The 20,800-nt window shown below is 73.2% G+C and carries 19 protein-coding genes; 11 read left to right on the forward strand and 8 right to left on the reverse strand.

Annotated features, from left to right (window positions below; translation table 11 throughout):
• Positions 1-52 precede the first annotated feature (52 nt).
• The 4 genes from ACZ4VW_RS13930 to ACZ4VW_RS13945 form a co-directional block, all read right to left on the reverse strand.
• The gene (locus ACZ4VW_RS13930) at positions 53-766 is read right to left on the reverse strand and encodes a hypothetical protein (protein ID WP_467961808.1); all 714 of its coding nucleotides are present in this window, start codon (positions 764-766) and stop codon (positions 53-55) included.
• Positions 754-1,317: a SigE family RNA polymerase sigma factor gene (locus ACZ4VW_RS13935; protein ID WP_361855712.1), complete on the reverse strand. Its 564-nt coding sequence runs from the start codon at positions 1,315-1,317 to the stop codon at positions 754-756. Before ACZ4VW_RS13935 ends, ACZ4VW_RS13930 begins: the two co-directional genes overlap by 13 nt.
• A 316-nt stretch (positions 1,318-1,633) precedes the next feature.
• Positions 1,634-2,569: an HhH-GPD family protein gene (locus ACZ4VW_RS13940; protein WP_467961810.1), complete on the reverse strand. Its 936-nt coding sequence runs from the start codon at positions 2,567-2,569 to the stop codon at positions 1,634-1,636.
• Positions 2,570-2,590: 21 nt separating this feature from the next.
• Positions 2,591-3,253, reverse strand: a complete 663-nt coding sequence (locus ACZ4VW_RS13945) for a phosphatase PAP2 family protein (protein ID WP_467961812.1) — start codon at positions 3,251-3,253, stop codon at positions 2,591-2,593.
• A gap of 159 nt (positions 3,254-3,412) precedes the next feature.
• Here ACZ4VW_RS13945 and ACZ4VW_RS13950 point away from each other — a divergent pair, with 159 nt between their 5' ends.
• Positions 3,413-4,231: a hypothetical protein gene (locus ACZ4VW_RS13950; RefSeq protein WP_467961814.1), complete on the forward strand. Its 819-nt coding sequence runs from the start codon at positions 3,413-3,415 to the stop codon at positions 4,229-4,231.
• A 113-nt stretch (positions 4,232-4,344) separates the two neighbouring features.
• Here ACZ4VW_RS13950 and disA read toward each other — a convergent pair whose 3' ends face one another.
• A complete protein-coding gene (gene disA / locus ACZ4VW_RS13955) occupies positions 4,345-5,403 on the reverse strand; it encodes a DNA integrity scanning diadenylate cyclase DisA (RefSeq protein ID WP_467961906.1) in 1,059 nt (352 codons plus the stop codon).
• A gap of 138 nt (positions 5,404-5,541) precedes the next feature.
• Positions 5,542-6,945, reverse strand: coding sequence for a DNA repair protein RadA (radA, locus tag ACZ4VW_RS13960; protein ID WP_467961816.1), 1,404 nt, complete (start codon positions 6,943-6,945; stop codon positions 5,542-5,544).
• Positions 6,946-7,130: 185 nt separating this feature from the next.
• Between radA and ACZ4VW_RS13965 the strand changes: the two genes are divergently transcribed.
• Positions 7,131-8,867: a BACON domain-containing protein gene (locus ACZ4VW_RS13965; protein ID WP_467961818.1), complete on the forward strand. Its 1,737-nt coding sequence runs from the start codon at positions 7,131-7,133 to the stop codon at positions 8,865-8,867.
• Positions 8,868-8,889: 22 nt separating this feature from the next.
• Here the strand turns inward: ACZ4VW_RS13965 and ACZ4VW_RS13970 are convergent, their stop codons facing one another.
• Positions 8,890-9,738, reverse strand: coding sequence for a DUF3109 family protein (locus ACZ4VW_RS13970; protein ID WP_467961820.1), 849 nt, complete (start codon positions 9,736-9,738; stop codon positions 8,890-8,892).
• Positions 9,739-9,778: 40 nt separating this feature from the next.
• Here ACZ4VW_RS13970 and ACZ4VW_RS13975 point away from each other — a divergent pair, with 40 nt between their 5' ends.
• From ACZ4VW_RS13975 to ilvD, 4 genes are all read left to right on the forward strand, one after another.
• Positions 9,779-10,711: a Ppx/GppA family phosphatase gene (locus tag ACZ4VW_RS13975; protein WP_467961822.1), complete on the forward strand. Its 933-nt coding sequence runs from the start codon at positions 9,779-9,781 to the stop codon at positions 10,709-10,711.
• 383 nt (positions 10,712-11,094) lie between these two features.
• Positions 11,095-11,931, forward strand: a complete 837-nt coding sequence (locus ACZ4VW_RS13980; RefSeq protein ID WP_467961823.1) for a sugar phosphate isomerase/epimerase family protein — start codon at positions 11,095-11,097, stop codon at positions 11,929-11,931.
• Positions 11,928-12,539 (forward strand): TetR/AcrR family transcriptional regulator, encoded by a 612-nt coding sequence (locus ACZ4VW_RS13985; protein ID WP_467961825.1) that lies wholly within the window; start codon positions 11,928-11,930, stop codon positions 12,537-12,539. The genes ACZ4VW_RS13980 and ACZ4VW_RS13985 overlap by 4 nt, the downstream gene beginning before the upstream one ends.
• A 104-nt stretch (positions 12,540-12,643) precedes the next feature.
• Entirely contained in the window at positions 12,644-14,497 is a 1,854-nt protein-coding gene (ilvD, locus tag ACZ4VW_RS13990) for a dihydroxy-acid dehydratase (protein WP_467961827.1), read from the forward strand.
• 85 nt (positions 14,498-14,582) lie between these two features.
• Here the strand turns inward: ilvD and ACZ4VW_RS13995 are convergent, their stop codons facing one another.
• Entirely contained in the window at positions 14,583-16,721 is a 2,139-nt protein-coding gene (locus ACZ4VW_RS13995; RefSeq protein WP_467961829.1) for a protein kinase domain-containing protein, read from the reverse strand.
• Between the two features lie 156 nt (positions 16,722-16,877).
• On the opposite strand from ACZ4VW_RS13995, the gene ACZ4VW_RS14000 reads away from it, so the two are divergent.
• The 5 genes from ACZ4VW_RS14000 (at position 16,878) to proC (ending at position 20,329) form a co-directional block, all read left to right on the forward strand.
• Complete coding sequence (locus tag ACZ4VW_RS14000; protein WP_467961831.1) at positions 16,878-17,192, forward strand: SH3 domain-containing protein; 315 nt, start codon at positions 16,878-16,880, stop codon at positions 17,190-17,192.
• A gap of 31 nt (positions 17,193-17,223) precedes the next feature.
• Positions 17,224-17,766 carry a hypothetical protein gene (locus tag ACZ4VW_RS14005; RefSeq protein ID WP_467961833.1) on the forward strand — a complete coding sequence of 181 codons (543 nt, stop codon included), beginning with the start codon at positions 17,224-17,226 and terminating at the stop codon, positions 17,764-17,766.
• A gap of 136 nt (positions 17,767-17,902) precedes the next feature.
• Complete coding sequence (locus ACZ4VW_RS14010) at positions 17,903-18,700, forward strand: ABC transporter ATP-binding protein (RefSeq protein WP_467961835.1); 798 nt, start codon at positions 17,903-17,905, stop codon at positions 18,698-18,700.
• Positions 18,697-19,434 carry an ABC transporter permease gene (locus ACZ4VW_RS14015; RefSeq protein WP_467961836.1) on the forward strand — a complete coding sequence of 246 codons (738 nt, stop codon included), beginning with the start codon at positions 18,697-18,699 and terminating at the stop codon, positions 19,432-19,434. The genes ACZ4VW_RS14010 and ACZ4VW_RS14015 overlap by 4 nt, the downstream gene beginning before the upstream one ends.
• Positions 19,435-19,519: 85 nt before the next feature.
• Positions 19,520-20,329 (forward strand): pyrroline-5-carboxylate reductase, encoded by an 810-nt coding sequence (gene proC, locus ACZ4VW_RS14020; protein WP_467961838.1) that lies wholly within the window; start codon positions 19,520-19,522, stop codon positions 20,327-20,329.
• Positions 20,330-20,800: the final 471 nt, after the last annotated feature.

Genomic DNA, 20,800 nt, shown 5'->3' on the forward strand with positions numbered 1-20,800 from the left:
GTCCTTCCGTTCCGCGGTGCTTCTGTGTGGTCGGTCGCTGGGTGGTCGTAGGTCAGTTGCCGGTCGGCGGCTCGGACGGCGCCGGGCCGTCGATGCCGCCGTCGCCGACCGCGCGGCTGTAGTCGTTGTGCACCCAGTCGTGCTGGCTGAACCTGCTGCCCGCCCAGCGGTACGTGATCACGTCCTCGCCGGAGGGGTACGCCACCGGGTCGCCCTTCGCGTACACCTGCTTGGTCACGACCAGGTCGCCCCGGTCGATCGTGGCGTAGACGGCGGCGTCCTCGGCCATGAAGACGTTCTTGTACTCGCCGTTCTCCTCGCGGTACACGTACGTGCCGATGCCGACGGCGTCCCCGCAGGTCATCACGTTGACCACGACGTCGGGCGCGGTCGAGCCCGTGAGGTTCCCGTAGGAGGTGTCCACCGGGTACGCGTCCGCGACACACGGCTTCAGATCGGACTTGAGGCGCTCGCCGATCTTCGGGTCCGCCTTGATCAGCGCGATCGGATCGACCCGCTTGGCGGGCATCTGCCCGGAGGAGGCCGAGGTGGAGGGGGTCGGGGCGGCCGAGGCGGCCTCGTCGGCGCGGGCGGCGCCCTCGTCCCGGGAGCCCGTACCACCGGTGGAGCAGGCCGCCAGGGACAGCCCGACGGCGACGAGCCCGGCCAGTGCCGTGGTACTCGTCGCCTGGAGGGACGGGGTGCGCCGCCGCGGGCCGCTGGGCCCGTCGTCGTCGCCGTCGTGTCTGGCGCCTAGGCCGCGCACCGGTCCTGCCCCCGTTCGTCACGTCGTACGGTCGACCGCTCCAGAGCACGGGCGTCGTCGACGCCGCGGCTCTCCAGTTCCTGACGCAGTCGGGCCAGTGCGCGGTGGAGCGTGGACTTCACCGTACCCGTCGACATGCCGAGCGCGGCCGCGGTCTCCTCCGTGCTCATCTGTTCCCAGTGGCGCAGGACGACGACGCTGCGCTGCTTCGGCGCGAGCACCTTGAGGATGTCCATCAGCAGGGCCCGGTCGGCGTGCTGCTCGGTGGCGTCGTCGACGGACGCGTCGGGCAGCTGCTCGGTGGGGACCTCGTCGAGCTTGCGGGCCCGCCACCACTCGGTGCGCGTGTTGATCATGACCCGGCGCAGATACGCGTCGGCGAGTGACTTGTCGGCTATGCCGTCCCAGCGGCCGTACGTCCGTACCAGTGCCGTCTGCAGCAGGTCCTGCGCGTCCACCGGGTCGGGGACGAGGCGGCGCGCGCTGCGCAGCAACGCGTCCTGCCGAGTGCGGACGTACTCCTCGAAGTCGAGCACCTCGCCGTGCGACATCCTCAACCGCCTCCGATCCCCGTGACCTGCCCGTTTGTGGTACGTCGACGAAGGTACGGAGCTGTTGTCACGAGGCTGTCCGGGGCAGCCGTCGGCGGATGCACGGCTGTCCATCGGTTGTGTAACAGGGGCGCGGGGTGGGTAGGAGGCAAGATCGCCCTCAGGCGGCCCAGGGGCATCGGGCGGCTCGGGCGGCCCAAAGGCACCGGGCAACCGAGCCACCGAGCACCCCGGGGCATCGGGCGGCTCGGGCGGCCCGGAAGTCACCGAGCCACCGAGCAACCGGGCAACCGAGCCACCGAGCACCCCGGGCGGCTCAGGACTGCGGCAGGCGGTACATGCCGTCCTCGAGCGGCTCCACCAGACCGTCCGCGACCAGGCCGTCCAGGGCACGGGCCCGCTGCACCGGCTCGTCCCAGGCCGCGTCCAGAGCGGCCTGCGGCACCGCCCCCACCGCCTCACGCAGCACGGCGAGCAGCCGCCCGCGCACCTGCCGGTCCGTGCCCGCGTACGTCTGGCCCCGCCGCGGCGGGCCGTCGTGGGCCGGCTTCCCCGACAGCCGCCAGGCACAGCTCCGGGCGATCGGGCAGCGCCCGCAGTCCTCGTTCTTCGCCGTGCAGACCAGCGCGCCCAGCTCCATCGAGGCGGCCGCCCAGCGGGCCGCCGTCGCGACATCGTCGGGCAGCAGCGCCCGCGCGAGCCGGCGCTCGGCGGCGGTCGTGGCGTTCGGCGGGTACTGGACGCCCGTGGCCGCGCGCGCGAACACCCGGCGGACGTTGGTGTCGAGCACCGGGTGCCGCTGCCCGTAGGCGAACGAGGCCACCGCCGCCGCCGTGTACTCCCCGATCCCGGGCAGCGCCAGCAGCGCGGAGTGGTCCCTCGGCACATCGCCGCCGTGCCGTTCCGTTATGGCCACGGCCGCCGCGTGCAGTCGCAGGGCGCGCCGCGGGTAGCCGAGCCGGCCCCAGGCGCGCACCGCGTCGCCGGGCGCGTCGGCCGCCAGATCGGCCGGCCTCGGCCAGCGCGCGAGCCACTGCTCGTACACCGGCAGGACCCGGACGACCGGGGTCTGCTGGAGCATGAACTCGCTGACCATCACCCCCCACGCACCCGCCTCGGGGCGGCGCCAGGGCAGGTCGCGGGCGTGCCGGTCGAACCAGGCGAGGACGGGCCCGTGCAGCTCGGCGGGGGCCGGAGCCGGCGACGGAGCGGGGGCGTCGGGCATCGGGGTGCAGGCATCGGTGGAAGTCATGGCCCTCCGATCCTGGCACGTTCAGTGCGCGCCGTGGCGCACGCCCTCGGGGCGCGCGGAGGCGTGCTGGCGCGGTCCGCGCCCCGCGCACCACACCACGGCGCCGTTGCGGGTCGACCGGGCGGTGTCCACCAGGGCCCGGACCGGCCGGGTCGCCGCCGTGAGGGCCAGGAACGCGAGCGCTCCGCCGAGCAGCAGGCCGACCGTCACGTCGTGCGGGTAGTGGACGCCGACGAAGACCCGGGAGAAGGCCATGAGCAGCGCCATGGGCACGGTCAGCCACACCATCCCGCGCCAGGCCAGCGCGAGCGCGACCGCCGCCGCGCCGGCGATGGCGGCGTGGTTGCTGGGGAAGGACCAGTCCCCGGTCGGCGGGCACGGCACGAGCGCGGCGGGGGCGCCGGCGACGGCCCGGCACGGACGCTCCTCGTCCACCAGGGTCTTGAGCGCCTCGCTCACCACGTATCCGAAGGCGGTCGCGAGCGGGGCGAGCAGCGCCAGGGCCATCCCACCGCTCGCCCCGGACCTGGCCCGCCACCAGCCGGCCACGAACAGCACGCCGAAGAGCAGCAGCCCGGCCTCCGTCCACACCTCGGCGAGGCGCTGGAACCAGTGCGGCGTGGAGTGGGCGAAGCCCGTGACGTCGAGGTAGAGGTCGGCGGAGAGCCGGAAGAGGTTGTCCATGATCGGCGACGTTAACCGGCGGCCGGAGCCCGCCACCCGTGCCGAAGGTGCACGACGACCCCCTACGAAAGTGGGGTGGATGTGATGATCGGCAAAGTTTGGTGCCTGGGGCGGCGGGTGGGGCGGGGGTTGGCGCCGATCTCTCGTAAGGTTCGTGCCGTGGGATCACTGCGCAATCCGGTCGGGCCGCTTCCCTCCTCCATCTACTGGCGACGGAGGGCGGTCGCGCTGTGCCTGATCGCCCTTCTCGCGGCGCTCGCGCTCTGGGCCGTCGCCTCCGGTGGCGGCGGCGGGAAGAAGGCCAACGACGCGGCCAACGGCTCTTCCCCCGCGCCCTCGATCACTCCCGGTCCGTCCGGCTCCGGCCCCGCGATCAGTGAACAGCCGGGCGGACGCGACGAGTCGGGCGACTCCGGCGAGAACTCCGGTGGCGAGGGCGGCGACGCGGGCGACACCGGTACGGGCGGTACGGACACCGGCACCGAGAACGGCGGAAAGAACGGCGACACCGACGGTGGGGGAGGCGACGGCGGTGCCGGCACCAGCGCCGGCCAGCAGGTCCCGGCCGGTTCTCCGCTGCCCAACTGCGCCCCCGCCGCACTGCAGTTGACGCTTCGCAGCGCGAAGGTCTCGTACGCGCCGGGCGAGAAGCCCCGCTTCCACCTCGTCGCCAAGAACACCTCGGCCGTCGACTGCAAGGCCGACCTCGGCCCGAAGAACGCCATCCTGACGATCAGTGACAACAAGGACGACGAGGTCTGGTCGTCCCAGGACTGCCCGCGTCCGGCCGGCGCCGCCCTCTTCCGGATTCCCGCCCGTTCCGCGATCACGCACACCGTGGAGTGGGACCGCGGCCGCAGCGCCCCGCAGTGCGCCACCGCCCCGGCGGGACCGGTGGCACCGGGCACGTACCTGGTGGAGGCGGCGATGCCGGGCGTGAAGGTCCTGCCCGCCTCGTTCACGCTGGCCAAGGACTGACGGCACGAGCACGCGGAAGGGGCCGTACGGGAGACTCCGTACGGCCCCTTCCCGCATGCGCGCGGACGGACCCGGTCAGACGTACCGCTCGCGGACGGACCTGACGGATTCGGTCAGACGTACCGCTCCAGGATCGAGGACTCCGCGAGGCGGGACAGGCCCTCACGGACGCTGCGCGCCCGGGCCTCGCCGACGCCGTCGACGGTCTGCAGGTCGTCCACACTGGCCGCGAGCAGCTTCTGCAACCCGCCGAAGTGCTCCACGAGCCGCTCGATGATCGCGCCGGGCAGCCGCGGAACCTTGGCGAGGAGCCGGTAGCCGCGCGGGGACACGGCGGAGTCGAGGGTCTCGGGGGAGCCGCTGTAGCCCAGGGCGCGGGCGACGATCGGCAGTTCGAGCAGCTCCGCGTGGGTGAGCGCGTTCAGCTCGGTGAGCGCCTCGGTGACCGTACGGGAGCGCTTCGCCGTGGGCTCGGGCACGTAGTCGCGGACGACGAGCTCGCGCTCCGGCTCCACGCCCGCGATCAGCTCGTCGAGCTGGAGGGAGAGCAGCCGGCCGTCGGTACCGAGCTCGACGACGTACTCGGCGATCTCGGTGGCGATCCGGCGGACCATCTCCAGGCGCTGGGCCACCGCCGTCACGTCCCGGACGGTCACCAGGTCCTCGATCTCCAGCGCGGAGAGCGTGCCGGCGACCTCGTCGAGACGGAGCTTGTACCGCTCCAGGGTGGCCAGCGCCTGGTTGGCCCGGGAGAGGATCGCGGCCGACTCCTCCAGGACACGGCGCTCGCCGTTCACGTAGATGGCGATGAGCCGCATCGACTGCGAGACGGAGACCACGGGGAAGTTGCACTGCTTGGAGACCCGGTCCGCGGTGCGGTGGCGGGTACCGGTCTCCTCGGTGTGGATGGAGGCGTCCGGCACCAGCTGGACACCGGCCCGGTGGATCTTGGAGATGTCCTTGTCGAGGACGAGCCCGCCGTCGAGCTTGCACAGCTCCCGCAGCCGTGTCGCGGTGAACTCCACGTCCAGCACGAAGCCGCCGGTGCACATCGAATCCACCGTCTTGTCCATGCCGAGCACGATGAGACCACCGGTATTGCCCCGCAGCACGCGCTCGAGACCGTCGCGCAGTGCGGTGCCGGGAGCGACCGCGCTGAGGGCCGCGCGCATCAGCGCTTCGTTCCCGTCCTTGGCTGCCACTGCACTCCTCCGGCTCGTACGGATGGGCGAGACCAGGGCAAAGTCTAGCGACACCGCCCCGCGCCCCTCCGCCGCGCGCCGGAGCACACCCCGTGCTCGCCCCGTCCGCTACCCGTCCTCCCCCTTGGGAGCGGCCGGCCGGCGGCCCCTCGGCAGCACCCTGAGCGCGTCGCCCATGTCCGCCACCTCCGTCACCTTCATGCCCGCCGGCACCTTCCCCGGGTCCGTCGGAACCAGGGCGTGGGTGAACCCGAGCCGGTGCGCCTCGGCCAGCCGACGCTGCACGCCCGTGACCCGGCGGACCTCGCCCGCGAGCCCCACCTCACCGATGGCGACCAGGTTCTTCGGCAGCGGGGTGTCACTGGCGGCGGAGGCCAGCGCGAGCGCGATGGCCAGGTCGGCGGCCGGCTCGGAGAGCTTCACACCGCCCACCGTCGCCGAGTAGATGTCCCGCTTGCCGAGCGCGGTGATCCGGCCGCGCTGCTCCAGGACGGCCAGCATCATCGAGACCCGGGAGGTCTCCAGACCGGACGTGGTCCGGCGCGGGGAGGGGATCTGGGAATCGACGGTCAGCGCCTGGACCTCGGCCACCAGCGGCCGGCGTCCCTCCAGCGTGACCGTCAGGCAGGTGCCCGGCACGGCGGTGTCGCGCCGCGTCAGGAACAGCCCGGACGGGTCCGCCAGGCCCGTGATCCCCTCGTCGTGCAGCTCGAAGCAGCCGACCTCGTCCGTCGCCCCGTACCGGTTCTTGACCCCGCGCACCAGCCGCAGGCGCGCGTGCCGGTCACCCTCGAAGCTCAGGACGACGTCGACCAGGTGCTCCAGGAGACGAGGGCCGGCGATGGCCCCGTCCTTGGTGACATGGCCGACCAGGAGCGTCGCCATGCCCCGCTCCTTGGAGGCGCGGATCAGCGCGCCGGCGACCTCGCGCACCTGGGCCATGCCGCCCGGCGCGCCGTCGATCTCCGGGGAGGCGACCGTCTGCACCGAGTCCATGATCAGCAGCGAGGGCTTGACGGCGTCGAGATGGCCGAGGACGGCGGACAGGTCGGTCTCGGCCGCCAGGTACAGATGGTCGCTCAGCGCGTTGATGCGGTCGGCCCGCAGCCGGACCTGGCTCGCGGACTCCTCGCCCGTGACGTACAGCGTGCGGTGCTCGTCGCTGGCCGCCTTCGCGGCGACATCCAGCAGCAGCGTCGACTTGCCGACACCGGGTTCACCGGCGAGCAGCACGACGGCTCCGGGCACCAGACCCCCGCCCAGGACCCGGTCCAGCTCGTCGACTCCGGTGGAGCGCGCGGTGGCCGTCCGGCCGTCGACCTGGCCGATGGGCAGCGCGGCGGTGGAGACCCGGCCGGCGGCCGTCGTGCGGACGGCGGGCGCGCCGTACTCCTCGACCGTCCCCCAGGCCTGGCACTCGGGGCAACGGCCGAGCCATTTGGCGGTCGTCCAGCCGCATTCGGTGCAGCGGTAGGACGGCCTGTCCTTGGCGGATTTCGTACGGGCAGCCATGCACCGAACCGTAGCGGGCGGCACCGACAACGGATGCGGAGCCGGGGGACCGCCGCCCCCGGGGAGTGGCCGCCGTCGGTGGAATGCCGCCCTCCTGTCCCCTTTTGAGGGATACCTTCACCCGTAAGGATTAAAAGTGTTCAACCGGTACGAAGAGTTCGGCCAGTCCTGCCTAGGGTCGCCCAGTGACGAGCAGCAGGCTGGAATCCTCCACGAACACCACCGGCGCACACCGGGCGCACCGACGGGTGGCCGACGGCCCCCGTACCGCCGACCGCACCGTCGGCCAGCATCCGCCCGCCCGCTACGAGGCCCACCTCGACGGCCTGTTCACCTACTGCCTCTCCGTGCTGTGCGACCACGACGCCGCGACCGCCGTCCTCGGCGACGTCCTCGCCGTCGCCGAACGCCACCACGGCCGCTGTCCGTCCGACGCGGACGGGCGCACGGCCTGGCTCTACGCGCTGGCCCGCTGGGCCTGTCTGCGCAGCCTCGGCGAGCAGCGCCGCAAGCGCCAGGGCGCGCACACCGGCCGCCCCGCCGCCGCCGAGCCCGAGCCGCCGCGGGTCTCCGAGGAGGTCGCCGAGCGCCGGCGCGCGGAACTGGCCCGGCTCGCCTGGCCCGAGGCGGCCGGCACCACCCCCGAGCAGCGGGAGGCCCTGGAGCTCGCCGTCCGGCACGGCCTCGGCCACCACGGAGTCGCCGCCGTGCTCTCCCTCGACCCCCTCGCCGCCCGGGAGCTGCTCTCCTCGGCCGCCTGCGAGGTCGAGCGGACCCGGGCCGCGCTCGCGGTCGTCGAGACCGGGAACTGCCCCACCGTCGCCCGGCTCACCGGCGACCACCAGGTGCTGCTCTCCGCGACCCTGCGCGCCGAACTCGTCCGCCATGTCGACGACTGCCCCCGCTGCCGCCGGGCCGCCGAGCGGGCGGGCGCGGGCGGCCCGTGGCCCGGCGCGACGGCCGCCTCCCCGGCCAGGCTCCCACTGGTCGAGGCACCCCGGGCGGCCGCGTACATGGCGATGCTGCACGTCCCCCGCGCGCGTGCCGGGGCCCCCCGCTTCGGGCCCACCGGTTTCCCGATGGACCCCAAGGACCACGCGGCCCGCCGCGACCGGATGCGGGCCCGCGCCGTGACGACCACCGTCGTGGCCGCCGTCGTCGCGGCCCCGGTGCTCGCCCTGTGGGCCTCGTACCGCGGCGGCCCGTCGGGCGACGAAGCCCGCGCGGGCGCCCCGGTCACCGCGCACGAGGCGGACGACCCGACGAGCCTCGACGGCACCCCGTACGACCGCTACGAGAACGCGGGCAACGCCCACACCACCCCCGACTCGCGCTTCACCCAGGGCAGCCGCTCCCCGGACGTCTCGGTCGAGGTGGTCAGCCCCGGCGGGCCGGCCGGGCCCACCCTGCCCGGACAGCCCGGCCCGGGACGGATCACGGTCACCGCGCGGGGCGACGGGAACACGACACTGCTCACCCTCACGGCGTCCGGCGGCTCGCCGGTCGACTGGGCACTGTGGACGGACGCTCCCTGGCTGTACGTGAGCCAGGCGTCCGGCACCCTGCGGCCGGGCGAGTCGGTGACGGTCAGGATCAGCGTCGACCACGCGCGCGAGCCCGTCGGCTCCTGGTCCGGACGGGTCGGGGTGAACCCCTCGGGCGCGGTGGTGCGGATCGACGGCCGTGGCGCGAGCACCCCGCCGCCTCCCACCTCCGAGGAGCCTCCTCCGACGACCGGCGGCCCGACGAGCCCTCCGCCGACCACGGAGCCGACGACGCCCCCGCCCACGACCGAGGAACCGCCCCCGACCACGGAGCCGACCACCCCTCCGCCGACGACGGACCCCGCGCCCACGGGCGAGCCCTCACCGTCCACGGACCCGGGGACGCCGAGCGGACCGGACTCCCCGTCGGCGTCGTAGACCGCGGCAGCCCCGCTGCCGTCTACCGTGGGGCCGGGTCCGCCGGGTGCGGAGCCACCAGCGGCAGCTGCGAGGCCAGCCGGGCCTCGCACAGCTCCACCAGCACGTCGTACGCCGCCTTGCCCATCAGCTCGGTCAGCTCCGGCCGGTACGTCACGTACACCGGCTCTCCCGCCCCGTGCGCCGAGGTCGCGGACGTGCACCACCAGTGCAGGTCGTGGCCGCCGGGGCCCCAGCCCCGCCGGTCGTACTCACCGATCGACACCTGGAGGACCTTGGTGTCGTCGGGCCGCTCGATCCAGTCGTACGTACGCCGCACCGGCAGCTGCCAGCAGACGTCCGGCTTGGTCTCCAGCGGCTCCTTGCCCTCCCTGAGGGCCAGGATGTGCAGCGAGCAGCCCGCGCCGCCCGCGAACCCGGGACGGTTCTGGAAGATGCAGGACCCCTCCCAGCGGCGGGTCTGCCGGTCGCCGTCCTCGTCGAGCTGGACCCAGCCCGACTCCGTGCCGACGTCGTGGAACTGCCACAGCTCCGGAGTGAGCCGTGCCACATGGGAGGCGACCCGCTTCTCGTCGTCCTCGTCGGAGAAGTGGGCGCCCAGCGTGCAGCAGCCGTCGTCGGCGCGGCCCGCCTGGATGCCCTGGCAGCCGCTGCCGAAGACGCACGTCCAGCGCGAGGTGAGCCAGGTCAGGTCGCAGCGGAAGACCTGCTCGTCGTCGGCCGGGTCGGGGAACTCGACCCACGCACGGGGGAAGTCCAGGCCCTTCTCGTCCGGTTCGCCCGCACCGGAGGCCAGGCCCAGCGTCTTGGAGGTCTTGTGAGCCTTGGCAGCGCTGTCTTTGCCCGGCTTCGCCTTTTTCGTCTTTGGCACACTCCCAGCGTATGCGGGTGGGAGCAGTAGCGTTCCGCCCATGAGACTCGGAGTCCTCGACGTCGGTTCGAACACAGTGCATCTGCTGGTGGTGGACGCCCACCCCGGCGCCCGCCCGCTGCCCGCCCACTCCCACAAGGCGGAGCTGCGGCTGGCGGAGCTCCTCGACGAGGAGGGTGCCATCGCTCCCGACGGCGTGGAGCGGCTCATCGCGACCGTCCAGGGGGCTCTGCAGGCCGCCGAGGACAAGGGCTGCGAAGAGCTGCTGCCGTTCGCGACCTCGGCGGTACGCGAGGCGACGAACGCCGACGTCGTCCTGGAGCGGGTGAAGCGGGAGACCGGCGTCGACCTGCAGGTCCTCACCGGCGAGGAGGAGGCCCGGCTCACCTTCCTCGCGGCCCGCCGCTGGTTCGGCTGGTCCGCGGGCAAGCTCTTCCTCCTCGACATCGGCGGCGGCTCCCTGGAGATCGCGTACGGCATCGACGAGGAGCCGGACACGGCGGTCTCGCTGCCGCTGGGCGCGGGCCGGCTGACCTCCGGCTGGCTGCCCGGGGACCCGCCCGACCCGGCGGACGTTCGGGCGCTGCGCCGCCACGTGCGCGCCCAGATCGCCCGCACGGTCGGAGAGTTCAGCCGCTTCGGCAAGCCCGACCACGTCGTGGCCACGTCCAAGACCTTCAAGCAGCTCGCCCGGATCGCCGGGGCGCCCGGCTCCGGGGAGGGCCTCTACGTCCAGCGCGACCTGAGCCGCACGTCCCTGGAGGAGTGGGTCCCCAAGCTCGCCGCCATGACGGCCGGCCAGCGCGCCGGCCTCCCCGGCGTCTCGGAGGGCCGCGCCGCCCAGCTGCTCGCGGGGGCGCTGGTGGCCGAGGGGGCGATGGACCTCTTCGGCATCGACGAACTGGAGATCTGCCCCTGGGCGCTGCGCGAGGGCGTGATCCTGCGCCGCCTGGACCACCTGCCGGAACTCTGAGGAACGGCGACGAGGGGCGGGGCGAGCGGCGCCGGCCGCCCGAAGGCACATGCGCGTGCCACCGAAGGCCCGCACGCGCGCGTGCCCGCCGGGACGGCCCCCACGCGCGCGTGCCCGCCGGGACGGCCCCCACGCGCGCGTGCCCGCCGGGACGGCGCTCCGCGCGCGTGCCGGAAGGTACGGCCCTCACGCCCGTGCCGGAAGGTACGGCCCTCACGCCCGTGCCGGAAGGCGTGGCCTGACGCGCGCCGCCTTGGCGGAACGGCTCCCCCGGCTCCCCGGCGCGCGTGCCCGCGGGTACGCCCCTCCGCGCGCGTGCCCACGGCCCGGCGTGACCGGAACCACCTCCCCCGGGCCCCGCCCCGCCCCGTACCCTGTCCTTCGTGGCAGAACCAGTGGTGCGCGTCCCGGATGCGAAGGTCGCCCTGTCGACGGCCTCGGTCTATCCGGAGTCGACGGCGACGGCCTTCGAGATCGCCGCGCGCCTCGGCTACGACGGCGTCGAGGTCATGGTGTGGACCGATCCGGTCAGCCAGGACATCGAGGCCCTGCGCCGCCTCTCGGACTACCACCAGGTACCGGTCCTCGCCGTCCACGCGCCCTGTCTGCTCATCACCCAGCGCGTCTGGTCCACCGACCCCTGGGTCAAGCTCCAGCGGGCCCGGGCGGCCGCCGAGAAGCTGGGCGCCTCCACGGTGGTCGTGCACCCGCCGTTCCGCTGGCAGCGCCAGTACGCCCGTGACTTCGTCGGCGGCATCTGGCGGATGGCCGACGAGACGGACGTGCGGTTCGCCGTCGAGAACATGTACCCCTGGCGGTACAAGGACCGCGAGATGCTCGCGTACGCCCCCGAGTGGGACGTCACCAAGGACGACTACCGTCACTTCACGGTCGACCTCTCGCACACCGCGACCGCCCGCACGGACGCCCTCGCCATGATCGACCGCATGGGCGACCGTCTCGGCCACGTCCACCTCGCCGACGGCAGGGGTTCGGCCAAGGACGAGCACCTCGTGCCGGGGCGCGGGACCCAGCCGTGCGCCGAGCTCCTGGAGCGTCTCGCGCTCACCGGCTTCGACGGCCATGTCGTCATCGAGGTCAACACCCGCCGGGCGATGTCAGCCGCCGAACGCGAGGCCGACCTCGCGGAGGCCCTGGCCTTCACCCGGCTGCACCTGGCCTCGGCGGCCCGGCCGTCGTCCCGGGCCCCGCGCCCGTGACCGGACCGGCCCCACGCCGGCGCGGCCGCCCGTCGCGTACCGAGGAGGAGACCGGCCCGGGCGCGCGCGAACGCATCCTGGAGGCGGCCCGCACCCAGTTCGCCGAGCGCGGCTACGACAAGGCGTCCGTGCGCGGCATCGCCAAGGCGGCCGAGGTCGACCCGGCGCTCGTGCACCACTACTTCGGTACGAAGGACGAGGTCTTCGCCGCCGCGATCGAGGTCTCCTTCGAGCCCGCGACCGTCGTCCCGGCGATCGTCGAAGGGCCGCGCGACGCCATCGGCGAACGGCTCGCGCGCTTCTTCATCGGTGTCTGGGAGAACCCCGCCACCCGCGCCCCGCTCCTCGCGATCATCCGCTCCGCGCTCACCCACGAAGCCGCCGCGAAAGTGCTGCGCGGCTTCGTGCTGCGGCGGCTCCTGGAGCGGATCGCGGCCGACCTCGACGTACCGGACCCGAAGTTCCGCGCGGAGCTCGCCGCCTCGCACATGATCGGGATCGCGATCCTGCGGTACGTCGTCCAGGTCGAACCGCTCGCCACCGCCGATCCGGAGCGGATCGTGGCGATGGTGGCGCCGACGCTCCAGCGGTATCTCACCGAGGCATGACCGACAGCTGAACACCCGGTCCGGCATACGGACACGCTGTCCAGATCTTGGTCCGTCGGCGTACGCTCGAGAGCAAGCACACCCATCACGAGGAGCGAGCGACGATGCCCGAGCTGAGGTCCCGCACTGTCACCCACGGTCGCAACATGGCGGGCGCACGCGCCCTTATGCGCGCCTCCGGTGTACCGGGCGCGGACATCGGCCGGAAGCCGATCATCGCGGTCGCCAACTCCTTCACGGAGTTCGTCCCCGGCCACACCCACCTGCAGCCGGTCGGCCGGATCGTCTCCGAGGCCATCACGGCCGCCGGAGCCATCCCGCGCGAGTTCAACACGATCGCCGTCGACGACGGCATCGCGATGGGCCACGGCGGCATGCTGTACTCCCTGCCCTCCCGCGACCTGATCGCGGACAGCGTGGAGTACATGGTCGAGGCCCACTGCGCCGACGCCCTGATCTGCATCTCCAACTGCGACAAGATCACCCCCGGCATGCTGATGGCCGCCCTGCGCCTCAACATCCCGACGGTCTTCGTCTCCGGCGGCCCGATGGAGTCCGGCAAGGCCACGCTGGTGGACGGCACGGTCCGCACGCTCGACCTGGTCGACGCGATGTCGGAGGCCGTCAACGACAAGATCTCCGACGCGGACATGCTCCGGATCGAGGAGAACGCCTGTCCGACCTGCGGATCCTGTTCCGGCATGTTCACCGCCAACTCGATGAACTGCCTGACCGAGGCGATCGGCCTCTCCCTGCCCGGCAACGGCTCGGTCCTCGCCACGCACACCGCCCGCAAGGCGCTGTACGAGAACGCCGCCCGCACGGTCGTCGACATCACCCGGCGCTACTACGACGAGGACGACGCGTCCGTCCTGCCGCGCTCCATCGCCACCCGCGCCGCCTTCGACAACGCCATGGCCCTCGACATCGCCATGGGCGGCTCCACCAACACGATCCTGCACCTGCTCGCCGCCGCGCAGGAGGCCGAGCTGGAGTACGGCCTGTCCGACATGGACGCGGTCTCGCGCCGGGTGCCGTGCCTGGCCAAGGTCGCTCCGAACGTGGCGCCCGGCGGCACGTACTACATGGAGGACGTGCACCGGGCCGGCGGCATCCCCGCCATCCTGGGCGAGCTGTACCGTGCCGGGCTGCTGAACGAGGACGTCCACACCGTCCACTCCCGCTCCATCAAGGAGTGGCTGGAGACCTGGGACGTGCGTGGCGGATCTCCCTCGGAGGAGGCCGTCGAGCTGTGGCACGCGGCGCCCGGCTGCGTCCGCTCCGCGACCGCGTTCTCCCAGTCCGAGCGCTGGGACTCCCTCGACACGGACGCGGCCGGCGGCTGCATCCGCGACGCGGCCCACGCGTACTCCGAGGACGGCGGCCTCGCGGTCCTGCGCGGCAACCTGGCCGTGGACGGCTGTGTCGTGAAGACGGCCGGCGTCGACGAGTCGATCTGGACCTTCGAGGGCCCGGCGGTCGTCTGCGAGTCGCAGGACGAGGCCGTCGAGAAGATCCTCAACAAGCAGGTCAAGGACGGCGACGTGGTCGTCATCCGCTACGAGGGCCCCCGCGGCGGCCCCGGCATGCAGGAGATGCTCTACCCGACCTCGTTCCTCAAGGGCCGTGGCCTGGGCAAGACCTGCGCGCTGGTGACGGACGGCCGCTTCTCGGGCGGTACGTCGGGTCTGTCGATCGGCCACGCCTCGCCGGAGGCGGCCTCGGGCGGCACGATCGCGCTCGTCGAGGACGGTGACCGCATCCGTATCGACATCCCGAGCCGTTCGATCGAGCTGCTGGTCTCCGACGAGGTCCTGGAGACCCGCCGCGAGGCGCTGGGCGGCGTCTACGCCCCGAAGAACCGTCAGCGCAAGGTGTCGGCGGCGCTGCGGGCGTACGCGGCGATGGCGACGAGCGCCGACAAGGGCGCGGTCCGTGACGTGACCAAGCTGGGCTGAGCCCGTCGGGTCTCGAGGCTCCGATGACGCGGGGAGTGGGCGGCGACGCTCACTCCCCGCGCTGTCACGGTGAGGCGGCGGCCTCTCACCAGGCGGACGGGTCCCGCCCGTCAACGGCGAACACGGACCCGTCGGGCGCGGTCCCGAACACCCGGTCCCCGGCGACGACGGGCGCGGGCACGGTGGGCGCGTATCCGAGCCGGCCGTCCCCGAGCCGCGGCTTCGTCTGCCCGATCAGCGCGCCGCGCGCGGTGTCGACGGCGAGCAGCCGCCCGTCGGAGGCGGAGAGATAGAGCCGGTCTCCCTCCCCGAGGACGGGCGCGGACACGTTCCCGGCGGCGGTCTCCAGCTCCCACAGGACGCGGCCGCGGGGGGCGGCGGTGTCGAGGGCGGTGAGCCGGCCGGTGGCATCGAGGAGGTAGGCGGTGCTCCCGCGCACGGTGATCTTGGGATTGTCCGAGGGGTACGGCAGGGGGAGGCGCCGTACCGCCCCGCTCGCGGGCTCGTGGAGGACGACGGCCACGGTGCGCGAGTCCCGGTCGGTGGCGGCCAGGAGCAGCGCTCCGCCGTCGGTCACGGCGACCGGGACGAGCTCTCCGTCGAGGCGCTTCTGCCAGGCCACCTCGCCGGTGCGCGGCCGCACCGCGCTCACACGGGTCCGCTTGCCGTCCGTCGTGCTCTCGAACACGGTCAGCAGCCGGGACGTCGGGTCGTACGGCCCCACCCGCGGGCTGGTGTGGCCGCGCAGCGCATGCCGCCAGAGCTGCTCGCCGGTGGCGCCGTCGACGACCGTGAGCGTGCCGGCGCCGCCCGCGAAGACCAGGGCGTCCCCCGCGGGATGGCCCCGCCCGACCTGAGCCGCCGTGTCCGTGTGCCAGCCCGGCGTCCCCCGATCCGCCGCGTACGTACGAAGGCCGCCGCCCGCCCCGGCGACGCCGACCAGACCGCCGGGCAGGGCCCAGGGCGCGGGCGGGATCTCCTCCTCGGGCCCGGACGCCTGCGACCAGACCACCCGGCCGGTCGCGGCGTCGATACGCGCGACGCCGACCCCCCGCCCGGAGCAGAAGAGCGCATTGGTGGCAAAACCACAGGTGGGGGCGGTGACATCACCGTCGTGCGGCAGCACGGTCTGCCATCCGGGGAACGGTCGCGCCGCACCCGCGTGGTGCGGCCTCGCCGGGGCGGGGGCATCGGGAACCAGCAGACTCGCGGCGACCGCGCCGCCGCCGGCCAGGGCGAGGAGCACGGCGGCCGCGACCGGCCGGCGGATCCGCCGGCGGGCGCGCGGCGCGGGAGCCCGGACCGGAGTGTCCGCGTCCCAGGACCCCGACGGCCCGGCCTGGGGAGCGGGCAGGGTGAGGGGCCTGCGCTGGGCCGGTATGAAGGCCGCCGCTTCGTACGAGGGCGGCAGCAGCGCCGCCATGATCTCGGCCGGAGTCGGGCGCTCCGCCGGTTCCTTGGCGAGGCAGCGGGCGACGAGCGGCGCCAGGTCCTCCGGAACCCCCGTGAGGTCCGGCTCGTCGTGCACCACCTGGTACGCGACGATGTACGGACTGTCGGAGTCGAAGGGCCCGTGTCCGGTCGCGGCGTGGACGAGCACGGAGCCGAGCGCGAAGACGTCCGCGGCCGGCCCGACCTCGCGGGGCCGCTGGAACTGCTCGGGCGCCATGAACGGCGGCGACCCGATCAGCTTCCCCGTCTCCGTGCGCAGATCGCTGTCCACCGGCCGGGAGATGCCGAAGTCGATGACCTTCGGTCCCGTGTCGGTGAGCAGGACGTTGCTCGGCTTGAGGTCGCGGTGGACGACGCCGGCCCGGTGGATGTCGCGCAGCGCCTCCGCGAGCCCGGCCGTCAGCCGACGCAGTTCGGCGGGGGACAGCGGGCCGTTCCGCTTCACCTGGTCGGCGAGGGTGGGGCCGGGGACGTAGAGGGTCGCCATCCAGGGACGCACGGCATCGGGGTCCGCGTCCACGACGGGCGCGGTGAACGCGCCGCTGACGCGCCGCGCGGCGGCCACCTCCTGGCGGAAACGCGCCCTGAACTCGGGGTCCGCCGCGTACTGTCCGTGCACCACCTTGACCGCGAGCCGCAGCCCCGAGGCGGAGGTGGCCAGGTGCACCACACCCATGCCGCCCGCGCCGAGACAGGCCTGGAGGCGGTAGTCGCCCGCGTACTCAGGTTCTTCCGCATCCCGGTCGGCGCCGGTACTGCGCAACGGCGGCATAGCCAACCCCCGTGTGGTTCCCCGTTGAGGCCGCGCGCGTGCGCGACGCACGGAGCCTAGTCCATGGCACCCGCGAAGTCGGTGGGGCTTGCTAGCCTGCGCGTCGCGGAGAGTGAAGCGCGGCGGAGCGCTTCGCGCCAACGGGGGAGGGACGCCATGGGCGTTGAGGTATCGAACGACGCGACCGCGGTCGCGGAGCTGGACGGGGTCGCCACGATGAGCGTGGCGCGCTACCCGATCGCGCCCGGCTACCGCGTCAACGTGCGCTCCGGACCGGGGACGCAGTACCCGATCGTGCGGGTCCTGAGCATCGGTGTGAGCGTGCCGATCTACTGCCAGAAGCCCGGTGAGTGGGTCACGGGCCCGTACGGCACCACCAACATCTGGGACAACATCGCCAGCGGTGAGTACGTCTCCGACGCCTACGTGAACACCGGTCGCGACGGCTACGTAGCCCGCCGCTGCGGCTGACCCTTCTCTCGCCCCGGGGATAATCGACCCCGTGAGCGACGAAGACCAGACCGCCCGGCCCGACAGCACCGCCAAGGACGCGGCCGGCGGCACCCCCGCCGGCCCGCGGCCCGAGGAGATCCGCTTCTTCGGGACGACCTGGGTCGACCACAGCGGTGGCTACGGCCCGCGCCGCGCCGGCCTCGCCGCCGGCGCGCTCCTCGCGGCCGCGGCCGGCTGTTTCGTGCTGCGGTTCGCCTACGAGGGGCTGGAGATCGCGGCCGTCGGCGGCTTCCTGAACCTGCTCGTCGTCGTGATGTTCGCGGTCTGCAGCGCCATCGCCTTCCGCAAGACGTGGGAGGGTTTCGTCCGCCGCCCCGTCGACCCGGCCCGCGAGGACGCGCTGCGCAGCCTCAAGATGATCGGCTTCATCGGCTCTCTCCTCGCCTACGCCGTCCGCTGTCTCACCGAGGCCCCGGGCGAAAAGCTGCGCCGCGCGGAGTACGAGACGGCCCGCGGCCAGTACGAGAAGCGCCGCGGCGCCCGCGCCGGCAACCCCGCGGCCCGCAAGAAGCCCAAGCCCAAGCGCAAGTAGCCCCACCGCCCCGGGTAGGCCCGCCCGCCCCGCTCGCGTACCCCCCCGCTCGCGTACCGCACCGCGAGCGGCTGCGCGGGCGCCTTCCCCTCCCCGAGTCTTGACGCTCCGCACCCCCACGCGCATTATTCATCACATGATGAATTACACCGACGATGCCGCGGCGCGGCCGGCCATCGTCGCGCACGGCCTCACCGCCGTACGAGGCGACCGCACCGTCCTGCGCGGCCTCGACTTCACCGTCCCGGCGGGCAGGATCACCGGCCTCCTCGGACCCTCGGGCTGCGGCAAGTCCACCCTCATGCGCGCGGTCGTCGGCACCCAGGCCCACGTCACCGGCACCCTCCAGGTCCTCGGCCACCCCGCGGGCGACCCCGCCCTGCGCTCCCGGATCGGTTACGTCACCCAGGCGCCCTCCGTCTACGACGACCTCACCGTCCGCCAGAACCTCGACTACTTCGCCGCCGTCCTCATCCCCGGCCGCGCCCACCGCGAAGACCGCCGCGCCGCCGTCGCCCGAGCCGTCGACGACGTCGACCTCGCCTCGCACGCCGACTCCCTCGCCGGCCGGCTCTCCGGCGGCCAGCGCAGCCGCGTCTCCCTCGCCGTCGCCCTCCTCGGCACCCCGGAGGTCCTCGTCCTCGACGAACCCACCGTCGGCCTCGACCCCGTCCTCCGCCGCGACCTGTGGAGTCTCTTCCACCGCATCACCGAAGACCGCGGCACCACGATCCTCGTCTCCTCCCACGTGATGGACGAGGCCGAGCGCTGCCACCGGCTGCTCCTCATGCGCGAGGGCGAGATCCTCGCCGAGGACACCCCCGAAGCCCTGCGCCGCCGCAACGACACCGCCACCGTCGAGGAGGCGTTCCTCCATCTCGTCGACGCCGCCGACGCCCTCGCGGCCGTACACCCCGAGGAGGCCCACCGGTGAACAGCGCCCGCACCCTCGCCACCGCCGCCCGCGTCCTGCGCCAACTGCGCCACGACCCGCGCTCGATCGCCCTGATGCTCCTCGTCCCGTGCCTGATGCTCCTCCTGCTCAGGTACGTCTTCGACGGCAGCCCCCGGACCTTCGACACCATCGGAGCCTCGCTGCTCGGCATCTTCCCGCTCATCACGATGTTCCTCGTGACCTCGATCGCCACGCTGCGCGAGCGCACCTCCGGCACCCTGGAACGCCTGCTCGCCCTGCCCCTCGCCAAGGGCGACCTCATCGCCGGCTACGCCCTCGCCTTCGGCCTCCTCGCCATCCTCCAGTCCGCCCTCGCGACCGGCCTCGCCGTCGGCGTCCTCGGCCTCGACGTCGTCGGCTCGCCCTGGCTCCTCCTCCTCGTCGCCCTCCTGGACGCACTCCTCGGCACCGCGCTCGGCCTCTTCGTCTCGGCCTTCGCCGCCTCGGAGTTCCAGGCCGTCCAGTTCATGCCGGCCGTGATCTTCCCCCAGCTGCTGCTCTGCGGCCTGTTCATCGCACGCGACCGGATGCACCCCGTCCTCGAAGCGATCTCCGACGCCATGCCCATGTCGTACGCCGTCGACGGCATGAACGAGGTCCTGCGGCACACCGACGTCACCGCCGCCTTCATCCGCGACGCCCTCGTCGTCTCCGGCTGCGCCCTGCTGGTCCTCGCCCTCGGCGCGGCCACCCTCCGCCGCCGGACGGCGTGACCGCCCCTCGGACACCGACCCCGGGCGACGGCGCACGGTGCGAGGATGGCGACACATACGCATCCACGGCGAGGTGAACAGAGCCATGACGCAGACCGTCGCAGTCCTCGGCACCGGCAAGATCGGTGAAGCGCTCCTCAGCGGCATGATCCGGGCCGGCTGGCGCCCCGCGAACCTCCTGGTCACCGCCCGCCGCACGGAGCGCGCGGAAGAACTGCGCGCCCGCTACGGCGTCGAGCCCGTCACCAACGCCGAGGCCGCCAAGCGCGCCGACACCCTCATCCTGGCCGTGAAGCCGCAGGACATGGGCCGCCTCCTCGACGAGCTCGCCCCCCACGTCGCCTCCGACCGCCTGGTCATCAGCGCCGCGGCCGGCATCCCCACCTCCTTCATCGAGGACCGGCTCACCGCCGGCACCGCCGTCGTCCGCGTCATGCCCAACACCCCCGTCCTCGTCGACGAGGGCATGTCCGTCATCTCCGGCGGCAGCCACGCCACCGCCGAGCACCTCGTCCACGCCGAGGAGATCTTCGGCGGCGTCGGCAAGACGCTCCGCGTCCCCGAGTCCCAGCAGGACGCCGCCACCGCCCTCTCCGGCTCGGGCCCGGCCTACTTCTACTTCCTCGTCGAGGCCATGACCGACGCCGGCATCCTGCTCGGCCTGCCCCGCGCCCAGGCCCACGACCTGATCGTCCAGGCCGCCATCGGCGCCGCCGTGATGCTCCGCGACAGCGGCGAACACCCGGTCAAGCTCCGCGAGGCGGTCACCTCTCCCGCCGGCACCACCATCAGCGCCATCCGCGAGCTGGAGAACCACGGGGTACGGGCCGCGCTCATCGCCGCCCTCGAGGCCGCCCGCGACCGCAGCCGCGAGCTGGCCTCCGGCAACGGCTGACGGCCCCGCCGCCCGCCGTCATACGAGGAGGCCGAGGCCGCAGGACCGGGGTTGACACGGGATTACCCGGTCCGTAGTGTTCTCCGAGTTGTCCGACGTGAGCACCGACCCCGGTCGGCCCCGGACAGCCATTCCGCAAGAACCACGAGAAGATCAAAACGATGCTTCGTCGCGTCGTGTCGTCATGCTTTCCGTGCACTTTTGCGAAATGAGGAATCCGCGTTCGAAGGTTTGAGCGCGAGCCGCCCGATTAGCGTCGGGGGCAGGGAATCCGCTAAAGTCTCACTCGTCGGAACGGCCCAACAGCCGCGAAGACAACTCCCGCTGACTGGGAATCAGGCCCGAAAGGATCTGATAGAGTCGGAAACGCAGGAAGGCCGAAACGGGAAACCGAAGAAGCCGGAAAGCACCGAGGAAATCGGATCGGAAAGATCTGATAGAGTCGGAAACGCAAGACCGAAGGGAAAAGCC

The sequence above is a fragment of the Streptomyces sp. NPDC029139 genome, assembly GCF_055564335.1.